Raw genomic sequence first — 23,027 nt, 5'->3', positions numbered from 1 at the left:
TGTTTACCCCCGGCATTTGCTGCCTTCTCTTTTCATTACGCTCATTATACCATGAGCATTCTGCCGGCTCTTTCTCTAAAAGGATGATTTTTTCTCATCCTTTTGACTGAGAAAAAGCCATCATGCATTCACACGATGGCCTTGTTTGTTTATTTAGCCGTTTCTTCCACAATCTCATAAACGACTTTCATCACTTCTTCTGACAGATGCTTCAGCTTTTCTTCGCTATCTGTTAAAGATGTACCTTTGACTGCAATATAAAATTTCACTTTAGGCTCAGTGCCGGAAGGTCTTAAGCAGAACCACGAGCCATCCTCAAGGAAATACTTCAGCACGTTTGACGCTGGCAGGTGAATGGTTTCTTCTTTCTTTTCGGCAACGAGGTGTCTTTGACTTGATTGGTAATCCTCGATGACAGTGATGCGCTGACCCGCGATGGCTGCTGGCGGATTTGTTCTAAAGGTATGAAGGATCGCTGAAATTTGCTCTGCTCCTTCTTTTCCTTTTAAGGTTAACGACTTTAACCCTTCCCGGTAAAATCCAAACTCCTTGAACATATCGACAAGCGCGTCGTACAAGGACTTGCCTTGTTTTTTATAGAAAGCAGCGACTTCGACAGCTAACAGCGCAGCCTGCACCGCATCTTTATCTCGGGCAAAGTCACCGATCAAATAGCCATAGCTTTCTTCGTACCCGAATTGAAACGTGTATTCTCCGCTCTCTTCGAATTGCTTGATTTTTTCTCCAATAAATTTAAAACCAGTAAGTGTGTCAATCGTATGGGCACCAAATGCTGAAGCAACAGCACGCCCAAGCTCACTTGTGACAATCGTTTTCATCACAACGGGACGAGGCGGCAGCTGACCAAGCTTTTGTTTTTCAGACAATAAATAATGGAGCAGCAGGGCTCCTGTTTGGTTGCCTGTTAAGACGGTAAACTCTCCATCATGATCTCTGACCGCAATACCTAACCTATCCGCATCTGGGTCTGTTGCAATGAGGATATCAGCATTCTGCTTTTCGCCAAGCTTGATGGCATACTCAAATGCTGCATGCTCCTCTGGATTTGGCGATGTCACTGTTGAAAATTGCGGATCTGGTTTTTCCTGTTCAGGCACAACAGTCACATGCTGATAGCCTAGAGCCTGAAGCCCTTTTCGGACAGGCTGGTTGGCTGTACCGTGAAGCGGGGTAAAAACGACTTTGACATCGACCTCACTTGCCAGCTCAGGGTGCACACTGATGGTTTTTAATTTTTCAATATAAGCATGATCGATTTCTTCTCCGATCATCTTGATCAGCCCTTGTTGTTTTAACGTTTCTTCTGAATCAACTGAAATCGACAGTTCATTTCCTATTGCATCTACTTCTTGAATGACTTGATCTGCTTGAAGTGGAGGCAGCTGTCCGCCGTCTTCTCCATATACTTTATAACCATTATATTCTGGTGGGTTATGACTTGCTGTTACGACAATCCCAGCAAATGCATTCAGCTCTCGAACAGCAAAGGAGAGCTCTGGTGTTGGACGCAGTTCGTTAAATACGTACGTTTGAATGCCCTGTGAAGCAAGTGTTTTGGCTGCTTCCATTGCAAATTCAGGCGATTTATGGCGTGAATCATATGCAATGGCGACGCCTCTTGTTTTTGCATTCTCTCCATGTTTCGCAATATACGCAGCAAGGCCTGCAGATGCTTTACGAACCGTGTACACATTCATTCGGTTCGTGCCGGCACCAATCTCCCCGCGCATTCCTCCAGTGCCGAACTCAAGGTTTTTGTAGAAACAGTCTTCAAGTGCTTGTTGATCATCTTGATGTGCCTCCAGCCATTCCCTTAGCTCAGCATCCAGGTGCTTCTCATTGATCCATCGCTCATAATTCGTCTTCCAACTCATGGTCGTCCTCCCAGCTCTTATCATCAATAAAATACATCTACTGTTATTTTATATGGAATCATCCTTTATGTCATGCTATATCATTGGCAGATGAAGAAAATGCTGAACAAATAAAAAAGCCGATACATGATCGGCTTTGATCGGCTTTTCTTTTATTCAGCATCAAGTGGTACAACTGCTTCATGGAATAGTTGATCTAATTGTGTTTGATGTTTCTGTTTTGCTGCTTCATCCCAGCCAAAACGCTCTGCCATATAGTCAACGACAGGCTGTGCATATTTTTTCGCCCAGTTGATATTAAATAATAGGCTTCCTGTTCTTCTTAAGAAGAAATCAACAGGGGTAACAGCTAATTCTTCTTCGATTGCATAGACAAGCTCTGCCAGTACATACGCTGGAATGTTTCGTTTGTCTGCTTCACCTTGAAGCTGCTCTACACGCTTGAAGAGACTGCTGACGTTTGAGCCATATTTTTCAGCGAGTTTTTGAGCAATCGGTTCTGTTAAACCAACAGATACTCCTTCTGCTGTTTTCGCTTGGACAAAGGATGCCATATTTTTAGACCCGCCTACATGACCGCCTGAAATTGGCATATGCTTTGTTTTACATGGCCCGAAGTCTTTGCCCGTTTCTTCTTTCAGTCCATCACGTACGAGATTCACAATGTGCTCAGCCATTTTGCGGTAGCCTGTTAATTTACCGCCAGCAATAGTGATTAAGCCTGAAGATGATGTCCATACTTCATCCTTACGAGAAATTTCTGAAGGGTCTTTGCCCTCTTCATGAATGAGTGGACGAAGACCAGCCCAGTTAGATTCAACATCTTTTTCTGTAATATTGAGATCAGGGAACATGTATTGAATCGCTTTGATGACATAATCACGATCTGCTTTTGTCATACGCGGATGTTCCAGCTGCTTTTTGTACACTGTATCTGTTGTTCCTACGTACGTTTTGCCTTCTCTTGGAATCGCAAAGACCATACGTTTATCAGGTGTGTCAAAGTAGATCGCTTGTTTTAATGGGAAGACTGATTGGTCGAATACTAAGTGAATACCTTTTGTATGCTGTAAGTGCTTCCCTTCTTTTGAGTGATCCTTGTCTCTTAGCTGATCGACCCATGGACCTGTCGCATTGACGATTTTCTTCGCATACACATCGTAGGTTTTCTGCGTCATGACATCTTCAATGACAACACCGACAACTTTGCCTTTATCATAAATAAATTCTTTTACTTTCGCATAGTTGACCGCTTCTGCCCCGAATTTCACAGCTTCTTTCATGACTTCGATTGTCAGGCGTGCATCATCTGTACGGTATTCAACATAGTAGCCGCCGCCTTTTAAGCCGTCCTTTTTCACAAGCGGTTCTTTTGCAAGTGTTTCCTTCGCACTTAGCATGCTTCTGCGCTCGCTATGCTTGACACCAGCTAAAAAGTCATACACTCTAAGCCCAATGGATGTTGAAAACTTACCGAATGTCCCGCCTTTATGCATCGGTAGAAGCATCCATTCTGGTGTTGTCACATGAGGACCGTTTTCGTATACAATGGCACGCTCTTTACCGACCTCTGCGACCATCTTCACTTCGAATTGTTTTAAATAACGAAGTCCACCGTGCACTAGTTTCGTTGAGCGGCTAGACGTACCTGCTGCGAAATCCTGCATTTCTGCAAGACCAACGCGCATCCCGCGTGAAGCCGCATCAAGTGCTGTACCAGCGCCTGTAATACCCCCGCCAATGATAAACACATCATATGGTTTTTTTGTCATTTCCTGCAGCATTTGTTCCCTTTCTAAGCTAGAAAAAGTCATCTCTTGTTCCTCCCATGTTGTACGGTAAAGAAAAAGAGACCGCAAACACCCAAAGCGTATTTCTACACTTCGGTGCCTGCGGTCTCTCCAGTTCTCCAACCGTTCTATTAACTTACTTGAAGTATACCATACTTTTGGTTTATTTGAAAGCTTGAGCTGCTTTTACAGCCTTTTTCCACCCGCTGTATAACGAGTCACGGCTGTCCTCTTCCATCTTAGGGTCAAAGCGCTTGTCAAGGTTCCATTGTTTTGCAATGTCTGAACGGTCGTTCCAGAAGCCAACTGCTATTCCCGCAAGATAGGCCGCACCGAGTGCCGTCGTTTCATTAATTTCTGGACGCTCTACAGGCACATCCAACAGATCACTTTGGAAGCCCATTAAGAAATCATTCTTCACAGCTCCGCCATCAACACGCAATGTTTTTAATGAAATGTTTGAATCCTTTTCCATCGCATCTAACACATCTTTCGTTTGATAAGCAAGTGATTCTAACGTTGCTCGGACAAAGTGCTCTTTAGAAGTACCGCGTGTTAACCCGAAAACAGCGCCTCTGACATCACTATCCCAGTATGGTGTGCCTAGACCAACGAATGCCGGAACGACATATACGCCCTCTGTTGACTCAACGCGCTCTGCATATGCTTCGCTGTCTTTCGAGTCTTTAAACATTCTCAGTCCGTCACGCAGCCACTGAATCGCTGAGCCAGCAACGAAAATACTTCCTTCTAAAGCATATTCAACTTTGCCGTCAATGCCCCATGCAATCGTCGTTAATAAACCATGATGCGACTTAATGGCTTTTTCCCCTGTATTCATCAACATGAAACATCCTGTACCATATGTGTTCTTCGCCATTCCTTCTTCAAAGCAAGCCTGACCGAATAAAGCAGCCTGCTGATCTCCCGCCGCTCCTGCTATCGGAATATTTCTGCCGAAGAAGTGATAGTCTGTTGTTTCACCATAAATGTGTGAAGATGGTTTCACCTCCGGAAGCATAGATGCAGGTACGCCAAGGATATCAAGTAATTCTTCATCCCATTTCAGATCGTAAATGTTGAACATTAACGTTCTTGACGCATTGGAATAATCTGTGACGTGTGATTTACCGCCTGTCATCTTCCAAATAAGCCAAGTATCGATTGTGCCAAACAGTAAGTCGCCATTTTCTGCTTTCTCACGGGCACCTTCTACATTGTCTAAAATCCATTTTACCTTTGTACCTGAGAAATAAGCATCGATGAGAAGACCTGTTTTATTTCTAAACGTTTCATTGTGTCCTTGCGCTTTTAAATCTTCACAAATGCCAGACGTTTGTCTTGACTGCCAAACAATTGCATTGTAAATAGGTGCGCCTGTATGTTTATCCCAAACAACAGCTGTCTCACGCTGGTTCGTAATTCCGATACCAGCGATTTGGTCTGCTTCAATTCCTGATTCAATTAAAGCAGTTGAAATGACCGATAGAACAGAGCTCCAAATTTCATTTGCATTGTGTTCTACCCAGCCTGGGTTCGGAAAATATTGATTAAATTCCTTCTGAGCTGTATGTGCAATTTTGCCTTCTTGATCAAATAAGATTGCTCTTGAGCTTGTTGTCCCTTGATCTAATGCAAGAATATATTTTTCTTTTGTCATGATGTTTTCCTCCCCTTACATACTTTCATTTACAGCATTTGTTTGGTTTTTCGTAGAGACATAGAGTCCTAACAATACCACAACTAAAATAACGCTTACAATCCAAAAGGCTGGAGTGACGTTCGCTTTAAAAGCTGCATTGTAGAAAACACCGCCAAATGCGCCGCCTAAAATTGGACCAATAACTGGCACCCAAGCATACTTCCAATTCGATGGGCCTTTCCCTGGAATCGGCAGGATCGCATGTGCAATTCTCGGACCTAAATCACGTGCAGGGTTAATGGCATAACCAGTTGTTCCACCTAAAGAAAGACCAATTGCAACAATTAAGAAACCAACAATCAGCGGATTGACTCCGTCTGCAAATTTATTTGCACCAATCGCTAAGATTCCTAGAACCAATACAAATGTACCGATGACTTCACTAAGTACGTTTGCAAAAGTATGCGGAATCGCAGGACCAGTTGAGAATACACCTAGCTTTGCACCTGGATCATCTGTTGCTTTCCAGTGCGGTAAGTAATGTAAAAAGACAATAATAGCCCCTATTAATGCGCCAAGCATTTGACCAACAATATACATTGGAACATCAGCCCAAGGAAAACTTCCTTCTAGCGCAAGCCCAATTGTTAGTGCGGGATTTAAATGCGCTCCGCTGATTCCACCCGTTGCATAAGCTGCAATGGCCACTGCAAATCCCCATCCGAAAGCGATTACAATCCATCCGGATTGATATGCGAGCGATTTCTTTAAATTAACTGCCGCACACACACCGCCTCCAAAAATGATGAGCAGCATTGTACCTACGACTTCTCCCCAAAATGGTGTCATGAAAAATTCCTCCTCTGGTTCAGTTGCCATCCCCTATGAATGTGTAGAAAAGATAAAGAAAAAGATCCACAACAAACATACTTTACATCAGGGTCATTTGTCACCTAGTAAAGCGCTGTTGTGGATCTCCGTTTCTCCATCACATGATATTAACTTAGTGCAATAGTATCAGAGGATGAAAACGTTGTCAATAAATATTCACATTTTCTCTTCTTCACTTTTGGAACGCTTTCCAAAGGGTGGTATTCGAGGTCGTCACAGCTGTAGCCCCTGCTTCAAGCGCTCTTTCTACATCTTCTTTTGTACGGATAAATCCGCCTGCAAATATTGGGATCCCAGCTCGCTCGCGCACTTCTGTAATTAAATCTGGTACGACTCCCGGCAACACTTCAATAAAATCTGGACGATGTTTCCCGACGAACTCCATGCTTTTTTCCATGGCACTCGTATCAAGTAAAAACATTCGCTGAATGGCATATACCTTTTTTTGCTTGGCTTTTACTATGACAGAAGACCTAGTAGAAATAATTCCTGCTGGCTTCATTTCCTGACAAATAAATTCCGTTCCATACTCATCATGTTTAATCCCGTGAATGAGATCGACATGGACAAACATTTTTTTGTGATGAGCATTTGCCTCATTCATGATGCCCTTTAGCCGGCCTAAGTGAACATCAAGTAAGACACCATATGTAAATGGACTTTTTAAAAATTCCTCAAATTGCTTCATATTGCGAACAGCAGGTAGAATAGGTTGATCATGAAAACTCATATGCCGTCTCCTTCAAAAGTGTATTGGATCAGTCTTCTCCTAACAGTAATAGAAACTCTTCTATTTTTCAATACACCTAGTGTGTCCAATACCGATTTCACCTCACATCATCTTCATAGACCTAGCTCAAAATGCTGGAAAGCATGCTTTTATTCCATAGAAAAAAGCAGAGAAGTCTCTCTGCTATAGCTGTGCCATGCTTTCTTTTAAGGTATTGATGATAAATGAGGCGTCATCATCTGTGATATTAAGCGGCGGTGCAAGCTGGGCAACGTTATTATAGCCGGCAACTGTATCACCATTTTTCCCAATGATCAGCCCGCGTTTTTTACATTCTGCGATCAGTTGACCGATAACATGTGGATCAGCTGGTTTTTTGGACTGCTGATCCTGAACAAGCTCAATGCCAAACAGCAAGCCTTTTCCTCTGACATCTCCGACAAATGGGTGCTCTTTTAACTCTTGCAAACGTTCAAGCATATCTCGCCCCAGCGCATCTGACCGTTCCACTAATTGCTCGTTTTCCATAATCTCTAGGTTGGCAAGTGCCACCGCACAGGAAGCAGGGTGACCGCCAAATGTATTCACATGGCGCAGCCGGTCATACGTATCTTCCCCTGCATAAGCTTCATAGATTTCTCGTTTCACGCACGTTGCAGAAAGCGGTAAATAGCCGCTTGTAATCCCTTTTGCCATGGTGATAATATCCGGCTTTACTTCCTCATGCATAAAACCAAACCGCTTCCCTGTCCGGCCAAAGCCGCAGATGACTTCATCTACGATAAGAAGCGCCCCATGAGCTTCACAGATGTCTTTGACCTTCTTCAAATACCCTTTTGGCGGCATTAAGATACCTCCGCCCGTAATGATCGGCTCCATAATGACCCCAGCAATGGTCTCACTTAGTTCCCACGTCATAGCCTGATCAATCGCCGCAGCACTCGCCAAATTCTCTTGGTCCTCAGGATGCCGATACACATCAGGAGGTGCAACGTGGATAAAGCCCTGACCTAATGGTTCATATTTATATTTACGCTGCGCTTGACCGGTTGCGGCAAGAGCAGCTGCTGTATTGCCGTGATACGACCGGTACCGGGAAATGAACTTTGTCCTTGTACTCTCTCCTTTTTGCGCATGATATTGTTTGACAATTTTAAATGCGGCTTCATTGGCTTCAGAACCGCTGTTAGAAAAGAAGATGACATAGTACCCGCCAAGCCACTCATTTAGCTTTTCAGCCAGCTGAATCGCCGGCACGTGGCTTTGTGTAAGCGGATAGTATGGCATTGTCTTTAATTGCTTATACGCCGCTTCTGCAAGCTCTTTGCGGCCATATCCGGCATTTACACACCAAAGGCCTGACATCCCGTCTAAATAGCGATTTCCATGAATATCTGTCACCCATGCGCCTTCTGCCTCGTGAATGACCATACTTTCATTTTCCTTGTTTGTCCCTTTCATATGATGCCAGATCAACTGATCATCTTTCGCCTGAAGATTTTGCGCCTGCTCATGTATTTTCATCTTCCCGCCCCCATGTATCCGTTTTCATCATTAAAGAAGCTTAGACCAGTTCAATAGCACATTGCCTCTCCATTCATTATATGGATGAAACGTGAGGCATATGAAACTGGAACTTGACCGTCCGTAAGAGATAACCAATCGTTCCTTTCATTATAAAAAAGGGGTCAGGCATATTACATTAGACAGATCGTCAACTGATTGAACAGAATCATAAGACACTTTTTTTGATGCCTTGGCAAAATGGAAACACACTCCGCTAACGTCGATTTCCTTGCAGGAATTCATAAGCAAGAATCGCAAATTCAAGTGCCTGGCGTTTCGGCGCCTGCATCATATCCTCACCAAGCAAGGCATGCAGTTTATCCAGTCTATGATAAAGGGTTTGCCTGACAATATAAAGCTTGCTTGCGGTTTCTTTTTTAGAACCGTTTGTCTGTAAAAAGATATTCAGCGTTTGATAGAGTCTCCCGCTATTTTGATTATCGTATACAATCACGGGCTCTAAATACTCTTTCACCATGCATTCAAGCAGACCGCTTTCCTTCATCGTAGGCATGAGACGGAGCATATGTAGATCCTGGTAAAATGGACTTTCCACCCGCTGAGGCATCACTTTTTTTAAATGCAGTACTTCTTTGGCAGCTTGAAAGCTTTTTCTCATGTGCTGAAACTGTTCACAATATTGCCCGATACCAAAATTGATCTCGGCCCCTCGGGGCTGCTCCCGGTCATACAATTGTTTGATGTCGTTTGCAGCCTTTTCTGCACGCTCTTTCCAGTCCTCTTTCTTTCTCGTGTTTAATAAAATAAACAAGGTTTGTCCTTGATGCTCATATGCAATCAGATAGAAACCCGCACGCTGAAAAATGGAGCGGCAAGATACGAGAAAGTAAAGATTCCCTGCGATTTCTTCGATTTGATGATGCTTTTGAAAGAGCAAGACGACGCAGCCAGTTGGCTTTTTCAACCCTTCTGTTTCTTCAAGGTGTTCTATGATCTCTCGTTCTGTATGCTCTTCTTGGAACCATTTTTGCAGCCATTCATTCTCTTTTGTCTTCTTTAGCTCTTCTGTATAAAGCTCTCTTAATGTTTGCTGGGCTAGAGCATTCGCTCCTTTATCCATCACGAGCAGTTCAAATTCAGAGAGCGTGTCCGCTTGATGAATGAGCACAAGATCTGCAAATGTTTGTTTGAGTGCAAGCACTTGTTTTTGCGTCACTTCGTATCCTTTTGGCACGGCAGCAAACTGCAAATAATTCATGACCAGTTCTTCGGTTGGTTTGGAAGAATCACATAAAATAATCGGCTCGCCCTGAACAGGGAGGAGTAAAAGAATCCCCCTTACGTGCTGATACACTTGATCCAAAATATCCATCTGCGGATGCGGGGTCAGTAAAAGCTCATTCAGCTTTGATGATAGTGCTTCTAAATCTGCCATCATTTGATACTGACGCTCGATCATCATTGTATGAAGATGCTGCGTGATGTTGACGAACTTCACTTCTTTTGTAAACAGAATAAGCGGAAAATCTCTTTCTTCTGCATAGATCAGCAATTCTTCCGGCACATCGAATCTTAACGGCACAAATTCAATACACAAGCCGGCTGCCCCTGAATCAATCAGCTGCCGTAAAAACGCTTGAAACACATCCAGTTGATCATGGAAGCCTGCGGCTGTCGTTAATATAAGCTCGCCTCCATTTAACAAATCCTCTACATCAGGCACTTCTAACACATGTATCCATTTGACCTGCCGAAACAATCCTTTTTCCCCTGCTAACACTTTTGCATGCGCAAAATGCTTCGTTTTCAACACGTCACTCACTTGGAAATGAACATCTACATTCATTCATATGTCCCCCTTTGTTTGCGCCTATCCCCTATCCCAGAGGGTGCATGGATAAAATCCATAATAAAACTGGTAATGTCACGATACTTAAGATGGTACTGAGAAATGTCGTGCTTGAGACAAACTCAGGCTTCGTTCGAAATTGTACAGCCATCAGCGTGGTATTTGCTGCTGTCGGCATGGCTGCCACTAAAATCATAATTTGTTTCACCATATCGTCTACCGGTAAAATAAGCGTAAAGACAAATGCGATGAGTGGGGAGATAAACAGCTTCAGTAATACAGCATAAGAAATATTGCGATAATCCACTTGCTTAAAAGAGATCACGGCAAGCTGCATGCCTAAAATAAGCATAATCGTCGGTATGGCAGCATTCCCTACAAGCTGAATACCCGTCATCAGCTCTTTAGGTAATGAAAGGTCAATCAGCTGAAATAATAGACCGATGAGCGCCCCGTAAGCAACCGGCATACGAAGCACTTTTTTCAGCACGACCTTTCCATCTCCCGCATCCTCTCCGCCCTTTGCTGCATAATACATGCCGATTGTACTCATGACAAGCTGCTGCAGCACCATCAACACGATCGCAATATCCAAACCTGCTGCTCCGAAGACAAGCAGCACAACGGGCGTGCCGTAGTTTCCATTGTTCATAAAGGCTGACGACAGAATCATGGCACAATACGTTTCATTCGAATAACCATAAATACGAGATAATATAAAGACACATAAAATAAGTGCAAGACAAAGCCCGACAACAAAAATGGATAAATACACATAGTCCATCGACACTTTGTTTTGATAAAAGGTTTCAAACGCAAGAAATGGTGACATTAAATATAAAGACATTGATGAGAGCGTATGTATGTCAAAACCAATCGCCTTCTGCCCGATATACCCAATCAGAAATATGCCGAACACTGGCAGTAAGACAAGTAAAAACTCCATGCTGCACCTACTTTTCTCTAGTTGAATTCCAGATTCCTTCTGCTTCCTCATTATCATACCACTGATAAACAATAAAAAAGAAGCACCCTTATGAAAGGCCGCTTCTTTCCTCATCCATATAAAACACTTCCCACAAATGACCATCAAGATCCTGAAAGCTCCATCCATACATGAACTCATGATCCTGCTTCTCCTTAAACGGTGAACCGCCTGCTGCCATTGCCTGCTCGACAAGCTCATCGACCTCTTCTCGTGAATTGACACGAATAGAGATAATCACCTCTGATGCCTCTTTTGCGTCCACTAATTGTTTCTCTGAGATGGATTGAAAATGCCTAAGAGATAACAGCATGACGGTGATCGTGTCATCAATGACCAAACAGGCCGCCTGATCATTCGTGAACTGCTGCTCAAAGTCAAAACCCAGCTGCTCAAAAAAAGCGATAGATTCCTTTACGTGCTTTACCGGCAAATTGATATACAGATGTTTAGATTGTCGCCCCATATTCCTCTCCTTTTTGAACACATGATCTCCTTTCAGTATATTCTGCTTTTGCTCCAGCATCCCTTTGTCAATCGAAAAAATCTTATCTAATCAGATGTCCCTTTTTTAGCAGTGAAAGCGATCGCTCATGGCGCCACATTGTCTCTTTAAAAAATGTCATCAAAAAGAAGCGCCTCAACAATAGGCGCTTCCTTTCTTTATTTTTTATATTCAATATGGTACACGTCTCTTCTTCGGTCTTTCAGCTGACGTACGGTCCCGTCTTGCCTTTGTCTTCTTAAAATTTCTAAATCGACATCACCAACGACAACCATCTCAATGTTTGGATTACACTCTCCTACAATCCCATCTCTTGCAAATTCAAAGTCTGATGGGGCAAATATAGCCGATTGTGCATATTGAACATCCATATTTTCGGTTTGCGGAAGGTTGCCAACTGTTCCCGAGATGACGGTATAAATCTGGTTTTCGACCGCTCTCGCCTGTGCACAGTAACGTACTCTTAAATAGCCTTGGCGGTCTTCTGTACAGAACGGAGTGAAAATAATTTTCGCTCCTTTGTCAGCCGCGATCCGTGCAAGCTCAGGAAATTCAATATCGTAGCAAATTTGGATCGCAATTTTGCCACAGTCTGTATCAAATACCCGGACCTGGTCACCAGCAGAAATCCCCCACCATTTTCTTTCATTCGGCGTGATGTGAAGCTTATATTGCTTTTCAATCGTTCCATCACGTCTAAATAAATAGGCGATATTGTAGATTTTCCCTTCCTCTTCTACAAAGTGGGACCCGCCGATGATATTAATGTTATATTTCACAGAAAGGTCTGTGAACAAATTAATGTAGTCCTCGGTATATTCCGTAATCCGCTGTACGGCAAGACTTGGTGAACGCTCTTCTAAATAAGACATGAGCTGCGTCGTAAAAATTTCTGGGAATACGGCAAAGTCAGCTGATGCATCTGATGCGACATCCACATAATACTCCACCTGATTCATAAATTCCTCAAAGGAATGAATTTGTTTCATCGCATATTGAATCACACAAATTCGAACGGGGAACGCCGATTTATAATATCTTTTCGATTGCGGGCGATAGTCGACATTGTTCCATTCCATTAATGTCGCATATGTGCTGGATGCTTTATCATCCGGCAGGTAATTCGGATTGATCCGCATGAGACTAAATTCATTTAACAGCTGAAAAGATAAAACGGGATCATAGATTTGGTGAAGCATCACCTGCTCCACATACTGGCGAGGCGTCATTTCCTCTTGGTATTTATGATAATTCGGAATGCGTCCGCCAATGATGATGCTTTTTAAATTTAATCTTCTCGCTAAGTCTTTTCTTGCTTCATACAAACGATGCCCAATTTTCATGCGGCGGTACTCAGGACTCACCATGACTTCGATTCCGTACATATTCATCCCATCAGGATTATGGTTTGTGATGTACCCATCATCTGTAATGTCCTGCCACGTGTGGCGATCATCGTATTCATCAAAGTTAATTAATAAACTTGAACAAGAGCCAATGATTTCTCCCTCGAATTCAGCACAAAACTGCCCTTCTGGGAAATGCTCAAGGTGGCTTTCAAGATGCTCTCGTTTCCAAGGGTCCATGCCCGGAAAGCATACCTCTTGCAAGGCAATGATTCGGTCAATATCCTCTTCCCGGATATTGCGGATCACCATTCTTTTTTCAAACCGCGTTAAGTCTAGTTTTTCTGCCATGATGTTTTTGCCCCCTTACTGATCCTCTTTTTCAAGCTGAAGGAATAGCTGGAGCAATTCGATTTCAGCCATGGATTCTAATCTGACATCATATTCTTCAAATTGCAGCGTGCTCGTCACTTTGTTTGGGACGATGACGCATTTCATGCCTGCCCGTTTGGCAGCTACTGATCCATTCACAGAATCCTCAAATGCCACGCAATCTTTTGGCTCTACCCCTAAGCAGCGTGCGGTTTGCAAATAGAGCTCTGGATTTGGTTTGACTTCTTCCACATCATCTGACGTGCGGATACATTCAAAGTAGTCGAAAAGACCAATCTGCTTTAGGTGATCTGACACCCATTTATAGTCTGAGCTGGAAGCAAGTCCAATCTTGATCCCGAGCTCCTTTGCTGCTTCTAAATAAGCTTCTACGCCAGGTCTTGCTGATTCGTCCTTCATTCTTTTTTGAAAACGAGAACGCCGATCTGCTGTGAGTGTCTCATGATCCAGCGTCTTCCCTAGCTGCTTTTCCAAATATTCAAATGGCTTAAAGCCTGCCTGCGTCCCAATGACATTGCCCCATACGGAAAGAGGCAGCTCTGACTCATGCTCCGCAAACATTTCTTGTAAAACCTCATATTCATGTGTTTCTGTATCTAAAATTAATCCGTCAAAATCAAATATAATCGCCTTTACCAACGAGGCCACTCCTTTTTTTACGAAAGTCTTAAACATTTACTCAATGCTATCATATCGTGAATAAAATTGACTTTCAAAGATGAATGTCTGCTAAAATGATTATGTATAAAAGGAGCCTGCACCGTTTTGTCAGGCTCCTACCCGTGTTCTGTTCATTCTGTAAGAGATCCAAGCGCTCCGATTCGTGGAGAAATAGGCAATGTTGAAAAAGAGCGGGTTTGGTATTACAGATCTTAAAGGTTTCTCCGTTCCCTTAAAAATAGTATGTGCGAGGGCCTTGTAAGTTAACAAGGAAGTTCACACCATCTTTTACGCATTTTGAAGGTGACGGCTGACAAAATCATCTAGATCAAACGGAAAAGAAAAGCCGCAGGCATTGACCTGCTCACGGTTCCGCTCGAATAGCTCACGATCACGTTTGGTGATATGACGTTTCGGTTTTACAATTATGGTATGTAATAGCTGAAGTCCCGATAAAATACGAAAAGCATCATCCATCGTCCCGTTATATACTCCATCAATAAAGGTAAGGGAGCGGTCTTTTTGACGCATATCCAGCTGCTGTCCATTGACAGCATGAGAAAGAAGATCTTCAACATCCTTTGATATTTCTTCAATTGCCTGCTCTTGCAGGTCTGTAGCAGCTTTCATTAATCTCACGTGACATCTACCTCTCTGTCGTTATTTCTCCATTCAGAATAGCACAGAAAAAAAGGCGTTCGCCAAGGTAAGTGTTTCCTATATATACCCATAGAGAGGAACGGATATCATGATCATAAAAGGGCACACGCTCTCACTCAAAGTAGACGAGCAGTATCATCACACATCACTCAGTCATTTTTTAAAGACAGCCGTATCTGCATCAAAACCGATTATCCATTTTTGGATGGAGCATCAAAAAGTCCGTTTAAATCAAAAGCCTGCCCATCACGCGGCTAAAGTCAGTAAAGGCGATCAGATCATCATTGATTTATTTGAAACAGAAGAAAGTGATGTGGCACCAGAATACGGTGAATTAGAGGTGCTCTTCGAGGACGAGCATTTATTAATTGTGCAAAAACCTGCCGGACGGCCAACTCATCCGAATGAACAAGGACAAACGGGCACACTGGCTAACCTTGTGGCCTTCCATTTTCAAGCAAATGGAGAAGAAAAGAGGGTGAGACATATCCACAGGCTGGATCAAGACACAAGCGGCACCGTCATTTTTGCAAAGCATAGATTAGCCCATGCGGCTCTTGATCAAATGCTTTCTAAAAAAACAATCAGCCGAACATACATCGCCATCGCAGAGGGGCTTTTCAAAAAAAAGAAAGGCACCATTGATGCAGCGATCGGCCGTGACAAACACCATGCAGTCAGACGAAGAATCTCCCCTACTGGACAAAAAGCTGTGACTCATTTTCAGGTCATGGACATGAATAAACGTCTGCAAATGACAGCCGTTAAACTGCAATTAGAGACGGGTAGAACGCATCAAATTCGTGTCCACCTTAGCAGTCTCGGGCATCCACTAGCTGGGGACACTTTATATGAGGGAGTTCGTGATTACATCAACAGGTGTGCTCTTCACGCCAAGCAAGTTGACATGAAACACCCCTTTACAGGTGAGCATCTGATCATCGAAGCACCTCTACCACCTGATATGGACCAGCTCATGAGTCAAATCATCCATTAACAAAAGAGCCTGCTTTCATACGCAGGCTCTTTTTCTTTATTCAGACACTCTTTTTGCATAAATAATATACCGCTCTGGCGCATTGCCGACGAAATGAAAAGGATAGCATGTGGTTAATATCAGCTCTTCCTTTTCATTCTGCAACGTAATGATAGATGTATCATGCTGATCGACAATTTTTGTATGTGTGATTTCATATATAAATTCACCATACGGCACAGTGATTTTCAGTTGATCTCCAATATCCAACTCGCCTGTCCGGCGAAACACCGTGTCACGATGGCCAGAAAGGACGATTTGTCCATTTTGATCCGGATAATAACTGTCTTTGTAGTGTCCTACTCCCTTTGCAAGGTCATCCGCATCCGTCCCTTCGACAATGGGAAGGTCTGCTTTTAATTTTGGAATCGTCAGGATGCCAGAGGCTTTCCCCATTTCAGGAGCAAACTGCTTCTTGGACATCCCTTGATCGTCCGCCACGACCTTCTTCGCTTCGTCTAATGATTGGGCTGTTTGAAGATGAGTCGATGCGATTTGCCAAATTCCCCAGCCGAGCAGCCCAATCCCAGCTGTCATCACAGTCAGTGCAAGCCACTTTTTCATGCTTAAACTCCTTTGCTTGTTCCATTTCTCTTAGATGATACGCTCTTTAGCTTGCTGCTTTTTCTTCTTGTTTTGCTTTTTGAATTCGTCCCTCTTTTTGATACACAATGGAAGCTCCCTCAAAGCTTTTCACAAAATCGACAGTCGCTTCTAAGTCTTCTGGGCCTGTTTCAGGGTTTTGCCCCAGCCTGCCTATTGGTGCATATTTACTGCCAGTTGCAGTTGCCATGAAGTTATTCACAGTGAGTGTATACGTTTGATCAAGGGCTACGGCTGAACCGTCTGGCAGCTTCAAGTCGACTACTTTATATGTTACCGGATCATAGGAATATGAAAAGCCCGAAATGCTATAATCTGGTCCAAATTGTGGAGAAATTTGTGCTTCTATTATCTCTACTAAGTCTTTTCCCGTGATTTCTAGTTTGACTAAAACGTTGCCAAATGGCTGAATATTAAAGAGATCTCCCCACGTTATCGGCCCTTTTTCAAGGTTTTGCCTAATGCCGCCTCCATTCATCATGGCAAAGTCACTTTTCATTGAATATCTCATACCATCCGCAATCAAATTACCGAGCGGCGTGTCTCCATCATTTGAATAGCCGCCTTCCATTTTGACCCCGGCTTCTCCAACAACCTCACTAATTATCGGCTCCACTTCTTTCCCGTAATGAGCCAAGATGTCTGCTGCTTCCTTGTCCTTTTCTATACCAGCTTGATCTATATACTGGATTTTCGCACTCTTTTTGACGATATCCTTCGATTTACGGTCAAGTGTCACATTGACTTCGCCAATCGCCTTTCCATATTCAAAGGCTTGCACAATTAATTTTCCATTGACCTCTCCATTGACCACTTCGTGATTATGCCCTGCAAAGATGACATCAATTTCATCATCACCTTCTTTGGCAAGCTTTGCACTCTCTCCAGTGATTGTATCTCCATTTTGAGAGGCTGTCATATGAGCTAAAACCGCTATAGCTTTAATTCCTTTTTGTTTTAATTCCTTCGTGGCTTCATTCACGGCTTTGACTTCATCTGTAAACTGAATGTCTTTAATCCCTTCTGGCATGACCATTCCTGCGGCTGACTTGGTCACAACACCGATAAATGCGACAGGGATTCCTTCGACTTCGATGATTTCATAAGCCGGTAAAAGCAGTTTGCCTGTATCCTTGTATTCACAGTTCGCACAAACGAGCGGAAAGTTCTGTCCGTCATACCCCTCTGTGCCTTTAGGATGTTCTCCGCCATTTAAGATACGCAATAGCTCGTCGACCCCTTCATCGAATTCATGGTTGCCGACCGTGCCCACATCAAAGCCAATGTTCTCCATGAGTTCAACGGTTGGTTCATCCTGCAGAAGAGAAGATATAGGAGAGCTCCCGCCAATCATATCTCCAGCATGGACCGTAATCGTATTTTTGTGTGCTGCTTGTTTTTGCTTCATATAGGCCGCGACATAATCCATTCGTCCGTACATGCCTTTACTGCCATCACCTTTGAGATCCAGCTCGTATTCTTGATCAATTTTACCGTGTAAATCATTCATACTTAAAATCGTTAACGGTACTTCACTCGCATCCTTTGCCGGCTGATAGCCAGCCTGCTCTGCTTCTTCTTTGGAAGCAAAAAAGATCCGTTTATCCACATTGATTTCTTTCCATTTGTCAGGGGACACGTAGGTTTTCACAGCTGAGTTACCAACATAGCGTGTCAGTCCTTTTTTCTGTTCTCGTGCTCTAAATTCAAACGGCTGTTCCATCAGAGGATCCGCTTCGTTCCATATGCCCAGTCCTTTTTCTTTTGCTTCTTTTACTGCTTTTTGAAACGTATGATAGTCCTTTTCATCTCCAACTGGCCAGATGAAATAAGTAGGAGCATATCCTTTTTTTACAAGCTCTAGATTTGTATTTAGCCCTTTTTTGGTCTTCACTTGAGCTAAAAGACGTCCATAGCTGTCCTTCGCTTCAGGACCAATCTTTAATGTGACTTGGTCACCGCTTGAAAGAAGTGTTTTTAAATAGTCAGTCGCCTGCTGTCCAAAACGCAATTGGTTTTGGTCTAATTCATTTTTTGGCTTATGATACGTTTCCGGCGTGTCCATATTCACAAAACGCACCTTTGTTGTACCAAGAACAGGCTTCTTTAGATGAATCGTATCTCCATCCACCACACGGTCAACTGTTGCTTTGTATTCCTTCTTAATCTTTGGCGGCTTTGGCTGGCGTTTCAGCAGTTTGATATCATCCTTATGTCTTGGAAGCACCTGCAGCGTATCATACCTGCTTAACACCCCTGTAAACTCGTACCATTTCCCTGTCTTTACTTTATCAATAGCATTTGTATCGACCATCACTCTCAGGATGGTGCTGTGGTATTTTTTATCAATGATCACCACATTGTATCCACCGCCAGCCGGCTGCGCTGGTTTTGCCTCAACATAGCCTTTAATCTTCACTAGTCTTCCTTCATGTTTACCGGCTTGATCCGTTTCTAGTTGTTTAACGGACACTCGCTTCGCCTTTGGCAAACTTTGATTCACAGCATCTATCTTCAGGCGGCCTTGATCTGGCACAATTTCAATCATTCCTTTATAAGACGTGATCTTACCAGTCACTGTCACCTTCATGCCTGCTTTTAGTTCCGGGAAGTTATTGGGCTGCGCTGAATAAATATTGATTCCAGCTGATTTGTCTTGAATGTATGTGGACAATTTCCCATTGCCTACAGCGGATTGATCTGCTGTCACAATTCCGCTCACCGTCACGGTCTCTCCTATTAGCTGACGGGCTTTTTTGATCTGCACGATCTTTTTTTGCTTCCACACCATTTCCTTCTTTTCAGATGCACTGACCTCGCCTCCTGTGATCATGCCAGGCAGTAAGGATTGCAAACTAAAGATCATCAAAACCAAACAACAAATCATTCGAATAGATAGCATTCGTTTCATTAGACCTCTCCCCTTTGCGCTTCATCTCTCATAGTGTACAAAGTAAATATTGATGTTGAATGGATTTCATGTAAAACTTGTCTTTTTAACTCATCGGAAAGGTAATAATCACACGTGTTCCCTCAAAGCTTTTACTTTCAAAACGAATGGTACCGCCATGGCTTTCAATGATTTTAATGGTCATCATTAAACCAAGGCCTGTCCCCTTTTCTTTTGTAGTATAAAAAGGTTCACCGAGCTTCCCTATTTCGTCCTCTGGTATTCCCTTTCCTTGGTCTTCAAATATCAACATCATTTGATGATCTTTCATGAGAGAGGTCACCTTGATGACACCTGTCACACCATCCATTGCTTCAATTCCGTTTTTAAGGATGTTCAGGAAGACTTGTTTCAGTTCATTCGGAATGCCTTGAATATTAGGAAGCGACGGAGACAGATTTTTCTGAATGGACACGCCTTTTAAGACCGCCTGGGATTCAACGACCATGATCACTTCTTCGAGCAGAATATTGACGTGTACCGGTTCAAATTTCACCGATTTGCTTCTAGAAAGAACGAGGAATTCATTAATAATCGACTCGAGCCGATTAAACTCTGACATCATCACATCTGCATAATCTTTCTGATACTTCTTACTTTGAATCATCAACTGTAAAAATCCTTTTAATGATGTCAGCGGGTTTCGTATCTCATGAGCGATGCCTGCTGCAAGCTGTCCTACTGCCGACAGCATCTCTGATTTCATCAGCATTTTCTCTGACTGCTTTTGATTGGTGATATCCTCTGAAATCCGCATCACGGTTGACTGCATTTTGTCAGGATCATCGATGCGGTGTAAGGAGACTCTCTCCCACCGTTCACGTCCAGATAAATCCTGAAAGTACAGCTCACCTGTCCAGCTTCCCTCTCTTAAACAAACCTTCCATTGCTTCTCTAAATCATCACATTGACATAGCGAATGGTAGACAGAAAAAATATCTTTGCCGATCAGGTCATATTCATGCTGCTGGACAAACTGACAGAAACGCTGATTCACGCACTGGATAACCCCTTCCTCCGTTGCAACAACAATATGAATATGGCTGTTATCAAGCGCCGTCACCGCTAGATGAAGCGACTGCTTGATTTTCGTTACTTCGGTCATTTTAATCCAAGTCATCACCGCTCCTTCATGCTCTTGATCGAAGATAGGTGTGATGTGAACGGTGAATTGCTCTCCTTCGTTCGTTTCAATTTCACGTTCGATCGCGCGCCTATCCGATATGACGGATTGGATATCATGATAAAGCGTTTCCTGCGTAAGTTTTTTAGCCATCGACTGAAAGGATTGCTGATGTCTGATTTTCGCAGAAGTAAATAAAGAGGCAGCTGAAGGAGTGTAATAGCGAATATTCATGTCCCTGTCCACAAACAACGTCGCAAGCTCCGGCTTGACAGAGGGTCTGTACAGTTTCTCTCTTGTCACCCTTAAGTTGTTTATGATATTAATAAAATGCTCGTGTTTTTTCTCAAACTCCTCTAATTGCGTGTGTTTCGCTTTTAATTGAGCCCTTGCCTCCTGCTCCTTTTGTTTGACTTCATTCAGTTCATTTTCTAAATCGACAATACGCTGCTGATAGACTGAATTCTGATCTGACATTCCTTTGCCCCTGCCGTTATTTTGATTTTTTCCTCTCTCATTCATTCGAATGAGAATGACGTAAACTCCCTTAAAACGGCGGTCAAAACTTTTCACGGTGAAATCTGCATACTGCTTGCTGCCTTTTTCCGAAATGAGAACATGTTGAGACACAACCTCTGTCTCGTCTGTCCACACCTTTTGAAAGGTTTGACTCAACATCTCTTTCATATAATCAGGTGTTACATATTCACATGCTTGATCTGACACTTCTGTATGGTCTAGAAAAGAATACGCACCATTTGATAATGCCAGGATTTCGTCACTATCGTTGATAATCATACATGCATCATAATCCTCGCTTACTTCTTGCATATATTGTGCGGCTCGCGCTTTCAACTCGATATCACGAGCGTCTGGTGCCCAAGGGACATGTGATTTAGAAACGTTTGAATGGGTGTAAATGTTCCATTTTTCATTGAACAAATGAAACAAACGAGGGATATTGGGTACAGTTTCATTTGGCCCTAATATCAACATCCCTTGATCTTTTAAAGCATATTGGAATCGGGACAATATTCGTTTTTGCACTTCAGGCTGGAAGTACATCAGAACATTTCGGCAGCTGATAAAATCGAGGTGGATAAAAGGTGAATCGATCAATAAATTGTGAGGTGCAAAGACAATATGTTTTCTAAGCGACTGCTTCACAATAAAAGCGTCACCTTTCCTTTCGAAATATCGCGCCCTCCATTTTTCCGGCATCCTTGCCATAGACTCTACTGAGTAAAGACCTTTACTAGCTGTTTGAATGGCTTTCCGGTTGATATCTGTTGCAAATACTTGAAGTTCGATGGTCACTTGTCTTCGCTTCATTTCTTCTAAAAATAAGATCGTAAAAGAATAGGCCTCCTCTCCTGTCGAACATCCCGCAATCCAAATACGGCATCGAGATTTCCCGTTTTTCACCGCATTTTCAATGATCGACGGAATGATCTGATGTTCACATACACGAAAAGCCTCCATATCCCTAAAAAAAGACGTCATGCCGCTTAAAAGCTGTGCGTGCAGGCGATCAAGCTCATCTGGTTCTCTTTCTAATAAGCAGTCGTACTCTGATAATAATGAAATCCGTTTTTTTGCAATCCTCATTCGTTTTTGAATGACAGATAGCAGCCTTTTCTTTTGATAGGTTGAAAAGGCAATGCCTTTATACATTTCAAGACGTTCAATAATTCTCAGTAAAACAGGATCTGCCTCATCGACATGCGGGACGTTGATGATATTTGCGATATATGCCGCAAGGGTTGAAGGGTCTTTGAATGTTTGTTGATACAAGGTGTCAAAACCACTTTCTACCTCACTGCACGATAAAGCTGTACCGCCTTGCTCAACCAACTGAAGCAAGCCACTTCCCACACAATGACCTTTTTGAAAGAAAATCGCAAAAGCCTCTTCCTTTTGAACGCTGGCAAGAGACTGACAAAGCAAGTCCACAGAGCAAGCCATGCACGCCGGCAGCTGCTCTGATAGGTGCAGCCGCTGATCTTCTGTTAACGTCACAACCGCATGCTGTGGACAAAAATAAATCGTCTTCTTCATGACTTTCTCACCATGTTTAATCGTTTTTGCCCGGTAGCCAATCGGTAAAACAAGTGCTTCCAAATCAGTTATACAATCGTCCGTCACATGATTTTGCACAACAATAAAAGAGGCATTTAATTCATGTGGAAATGATTGAAAAAAAGCCTCAAGATGATGCTGTTCAAACGGTGAAACACCGATGCCAATCACTGGTGCCTGCACATGTTCGTCTTCTATCAAACGATTAATGATTTTGTCCTGCATCTGGTACCCCCATGTTCATTCGTCTGATACTTTTTTTCGACAAAAAGGAAGAAAACCCTCTAATTGTAAATAATGTTTTTGCATGAAAGAAGGAAAACATCCTCACATTAAAACAGATTGTATAAACAGAAGGAGGAA

At 42.9% G+C, this 23,027-nt stretch carries 16 protein-coding genes; 1 reads left to right on the top strand and 15 read right to left on the bottom strand.

Annotated elements, in window-relative coordinates; genetic code table 11:
- Positions 1-149: 149 nt before the first annotated feature.
- The 12 genes from MKZ03_RS04510 to MKZ03_RS04455 form a co-directional block, all read right to left on the bottom strand.
- Positions 150-1,895, bottom strand: a complete 1,746-nt coding sequence (locus MKZ03_RS04510) for a phospho-sugar mutase (RefSeq protein WP_341031093.1) — start codon at positions 1,893-1,895, stop codon at positions 150-152.
- A 152-nt stretch (positions 1,896-2,047) separates the two neighbouring features.
- Positions 2,048-3,709, bottom strand: a complete 1,662-nt coding sequence (gene glpD / locus MKZ03_RS04505; RefSeq protein WP_106039576.1) for a glycerol-3-phosphate dehydrogenase — start codon at positions 3,707-3,709, stop codon at positions 2,048-2,050.
- Positions 3,710-3,848: 139 nt separating this feature from the next.
- Complete coding sequence (gene glpK / locus MKZ03_RS04500; protein ID WP_341031090.1) at positions 3,849-5,345, bottom strand: glycerol kinase GlpK; 1,497 nt, start codon at positions 5,343-5,345, stop codon at positions 3,849-3,851.
- Positions 5,346-5,360: 15 nt separating this feature from the next.
- Positions 5,361-6,176, bottom strand: a complete 816-nt coding sequence (locus MKZ03_RS04495) for an MIP/aquaporin family protein (RefSeq protein ID WP_095284949.1) — start codon at positions 6,174-6,176, stop codon at positions 5,361-5,363.
- A gap of 214 nt (positions 6,177-6,390) precedes the next feature.
- Complete coding sequence (locus MKZ03_RS04490; protein ID WP_034663739.1) at positions 6,391-6,948, bottom strand: glycerol-3-phosphate responsive antiterminator; 558 nt, start codon at positions 6,946-6,948, stop codon at positions 6,391-6,393.
- A 183-nt stretch (positions 6,949-7,131) separates the two neighbouring features.
- Positions 7,132-8,472 carry an aspartate aminotransferase family protein gene (locus MKZ03_RS04485; RefSeq protein ID WP_341031088.1) on the bottom strand — a complete coding sequence of 447 codons (1,341 nt, stop codon included), beginning with the start codon at positions 8,470-8,472 and terminating at the stop codon, positions 7,132-7,134.
- A 256-nt stretch (positions 8,473-8,728) separates the two neighbouring features.
- A complete protein-coding gene (locus tag MKZ03_RS04480; protein ID WP_341031086.1) occupies positions 8,729-10,321 on the bottom strand; it encodes a PucR family transcriptional regulator in 1,593 nt (530 codons plus the stop codon).
- Positions 10,322-10,352: 31 nt separating this feature from the next.
- Positions 10,353-11,270: an AEC family transporter gene (locus MKZ03_RS04475; protein WP_341031081.1), complete on the bottom strand. Its 918-nt coding sequence runs from the start codon at positions 11,268-11,270 to the stop codon at positions 10,353-10,355.
- Between the two features lie 88 nt (positions 11,271-11,358).
- Positions 11,359-11,775 carry a VOC family protein gene (locus MKZ03_RS04470; RefSeq protein ID WP_066031112.1) on the bottom strand — a complete coding sequence of 139 codons (417 nt, stop codon included), beginning with the start codon at positions 11,773-11,775 and terminating at the stop codon, positions 11,359-11,361.
- A 197-nt stretch (positions 11,776-11,972) separates the two neighbouring features.
- A complete protein-coding gene (locus tag MKZ03_RS04465; RefSeq protein ID WP_012009394.1) occupies positions 11,973-13,511 on the bottom strand; it encodes a bifunctional GNAT family N-acetyltransferase/carbon-nitrogen hydrolase family protein in 1,539 nt (512 codons plus the stop codon).
- A gap of 15 nt (positions 13,512-13,526) precedes the next feature.
- A complete protein-coding gene (locus MKZ03_RS04460; RefSeq protein WP_334748383.1) occupies positions 13,527-14,192 on the bottom strand; it encodes an HAD family hydrolase in 666 nt (221 codons plus the stop codon).
- Positions 14,193-14,501: 309 nt separating this feature from the next.
- A complete protein-coding gene (locus MKZ03_RS04455; RefSeq protein ID WP_106071602.1) occupies positions 14,502-14,852 on the bottom strand; it encodes a DUF5365 family protein in 351 nt (116 codons plus the stop codon).
- A gap of 109 nt (positions 14,853-14,961) precedes the next feature.
- Here MKZ03_RS04455 and MKZ03_RS04450 point away from each other — a divergent pair, with 109 nt between their 5' ends.
- Entirely contained in the window at positions 14,962-15,870 is a 909-nt protein-coding gene (locus MKZ03_RS04450; RefSeq protein WP_334748381.1) for an RluA family pseudouridine synthase, read from the top strand.
- Between the two features lie 36 nt (positions 15,871-15,906).
- On the opposite strand, the gene MKZ03_RS04445 is transcribed toward MKZ03_RS04450, so the two are convergent.
- From MKZ03_RS04445 to MKZ03_RS04435, 3 genes are all read right to left on the bottom strand, one after another.
- Positions 15,907-16,473 (bottom strand): class D sortase, encoded by a 567-nt coding sequence (locus MKZ03_RS04445; protein WP_341031078.1) that lies wholly within the window; start codon positions 16,471-16,473, stop codon positions 15,907-15,909.
- 46 nt (positions 16,474-16,519) lie between these two features.
- On the bottom strand, positions 16,520-19,423 hold the full coding sequence (locus MKZ03_RS04440) for a 5'-nucleotidase C-terminal domain-containing protein (RefSeq protein WP_341031076.1): 2,904 nt from the start codon (positions 19,421-19,423) through the stop codon (positions 16,520-16,522).
- An 85-nt stretch (positions 19,424-19,508) separates the two neighbouring features.
- Positions 19,509-22,889 (bottom strand): CheR family methyltransferase, encoded by a 3,381-nt coding sequence (locus tag MKZ03_RS04435; RefSeq protein WP_341031073.1) that lies wholly within the window; start codon positions 22,887-22,889, stop codon positions 19,509-19,511.
- Between the last annotated feature and the right edge of the window lie 138 nt (positions 22,890-23,027).

The sequence above is a fragment of the Bacillus sp. FSL R5-0431 genome (assembly GCF_038002985.1).
Taxonomy (GTDB): domain Bacteria; phylum Bacillota; class Bacilli; order Bacillales; family Bacillaceae; genus Bacillus.
Note: the sequence above shows the minus strand (reverse complement) of the source record. Positions and strands in the feature narration are given on the sequence as shown.

Coding starts and splice junctions, on each gene's coding strand:
- MKZ03_RS04475 (WP_341031081.1), bottom strand. CDS start 11,270: ATGGAGTTTTTACTTGTCTTACTGCCAGTGTTCGGCATATTTCTGATT.
- MKZ03_RS04450 (WP_334748381.1), top strand. CDS start 14,962: ATGATCATAAAAGGGCACACGCTCTCACTCAAAGTAGACGAGCAGTAT.
- MKZ03_RS04495 (WP_095284949.1), bottom strand. CDS start 6,176: ATGACACCATTTTGGGGAGAAGTCGTAGGTACAATGCTGCTCATCATT.
- MKZ03_RS04480 (WP_341031086.1), bottom strand. CDS start 10,321: ATGAATGTAGATGTTCATTTCCAAGTGAGTGACGTGTTGAAAACGAAG.
- MKZ03_RS04510 (WP_341031093.1), bottom strand. CDS start 1,895: ATGAGTTGGAAGACGAATTATGAGCGATGGATCAATGAGAAGCACCTG.
- MKZ03_RS04440 (WP_341031076.1), bottom strand. CDS start 19,423: ATGAAACGAATGCTATCTATTCGAATGATTTGTTGTTTGGTTTTGATG.
- MKZ03_RS04465 (WP_012009394.1), bottom strand. CDS start 13,511: ATGGCAGAAAAACTAGACTTAACGCGGTTTGAAAAAAGAATGGTGATC.
- MKZ03_RS04485 (WP_341031088.1), bottom strand. CDS start 8,472: ATGAAAATACATGAGCAGGCGCAAAATCTTCAGGCGAAAGATGATCAG.
- MKZ03_RS04490 (WP_034663739.1), bottom strand. CDS start 6,948: ATGAGTTTTCATGATCAACCTATTCTACCTGCTGTTCGCAATATGAAG.
- MKZ03_RS04470 (WP_066031112.1), bottom strand. CDS start 11,775: ATGGGGCGACAATCTAAACATCTGTATATCAATTTGCCGGTAAAGCAC.
- MKZ03_RS04435 (WP_341031073.1), bottom strand. CDS start 22,889: ATGCAGGACAAAATCATTAATCGTTTGATAGAAGACGAACATGTGCAG.
- glpK (WP_341031090.1), bottom strand. CDS start 5,345: ATGACAAAAGAAAAATATATTCTTGCATTAGATCAAGGGACAACAAGC.
- glpD (WP_106039576.1), bottom strand. CDS start 3,709: ATGACTTTTTCTAGCTTAGAAAGGGAACAAATGCTGCAGGAAATGACA.
- MKZ03_RS04445 (WP_341031078.1), bottom strand. CDS start 16,473: ATGAAAAAGTGGCTTGCACTGACTGTGATGACAGCTGGGATTGGGCTG.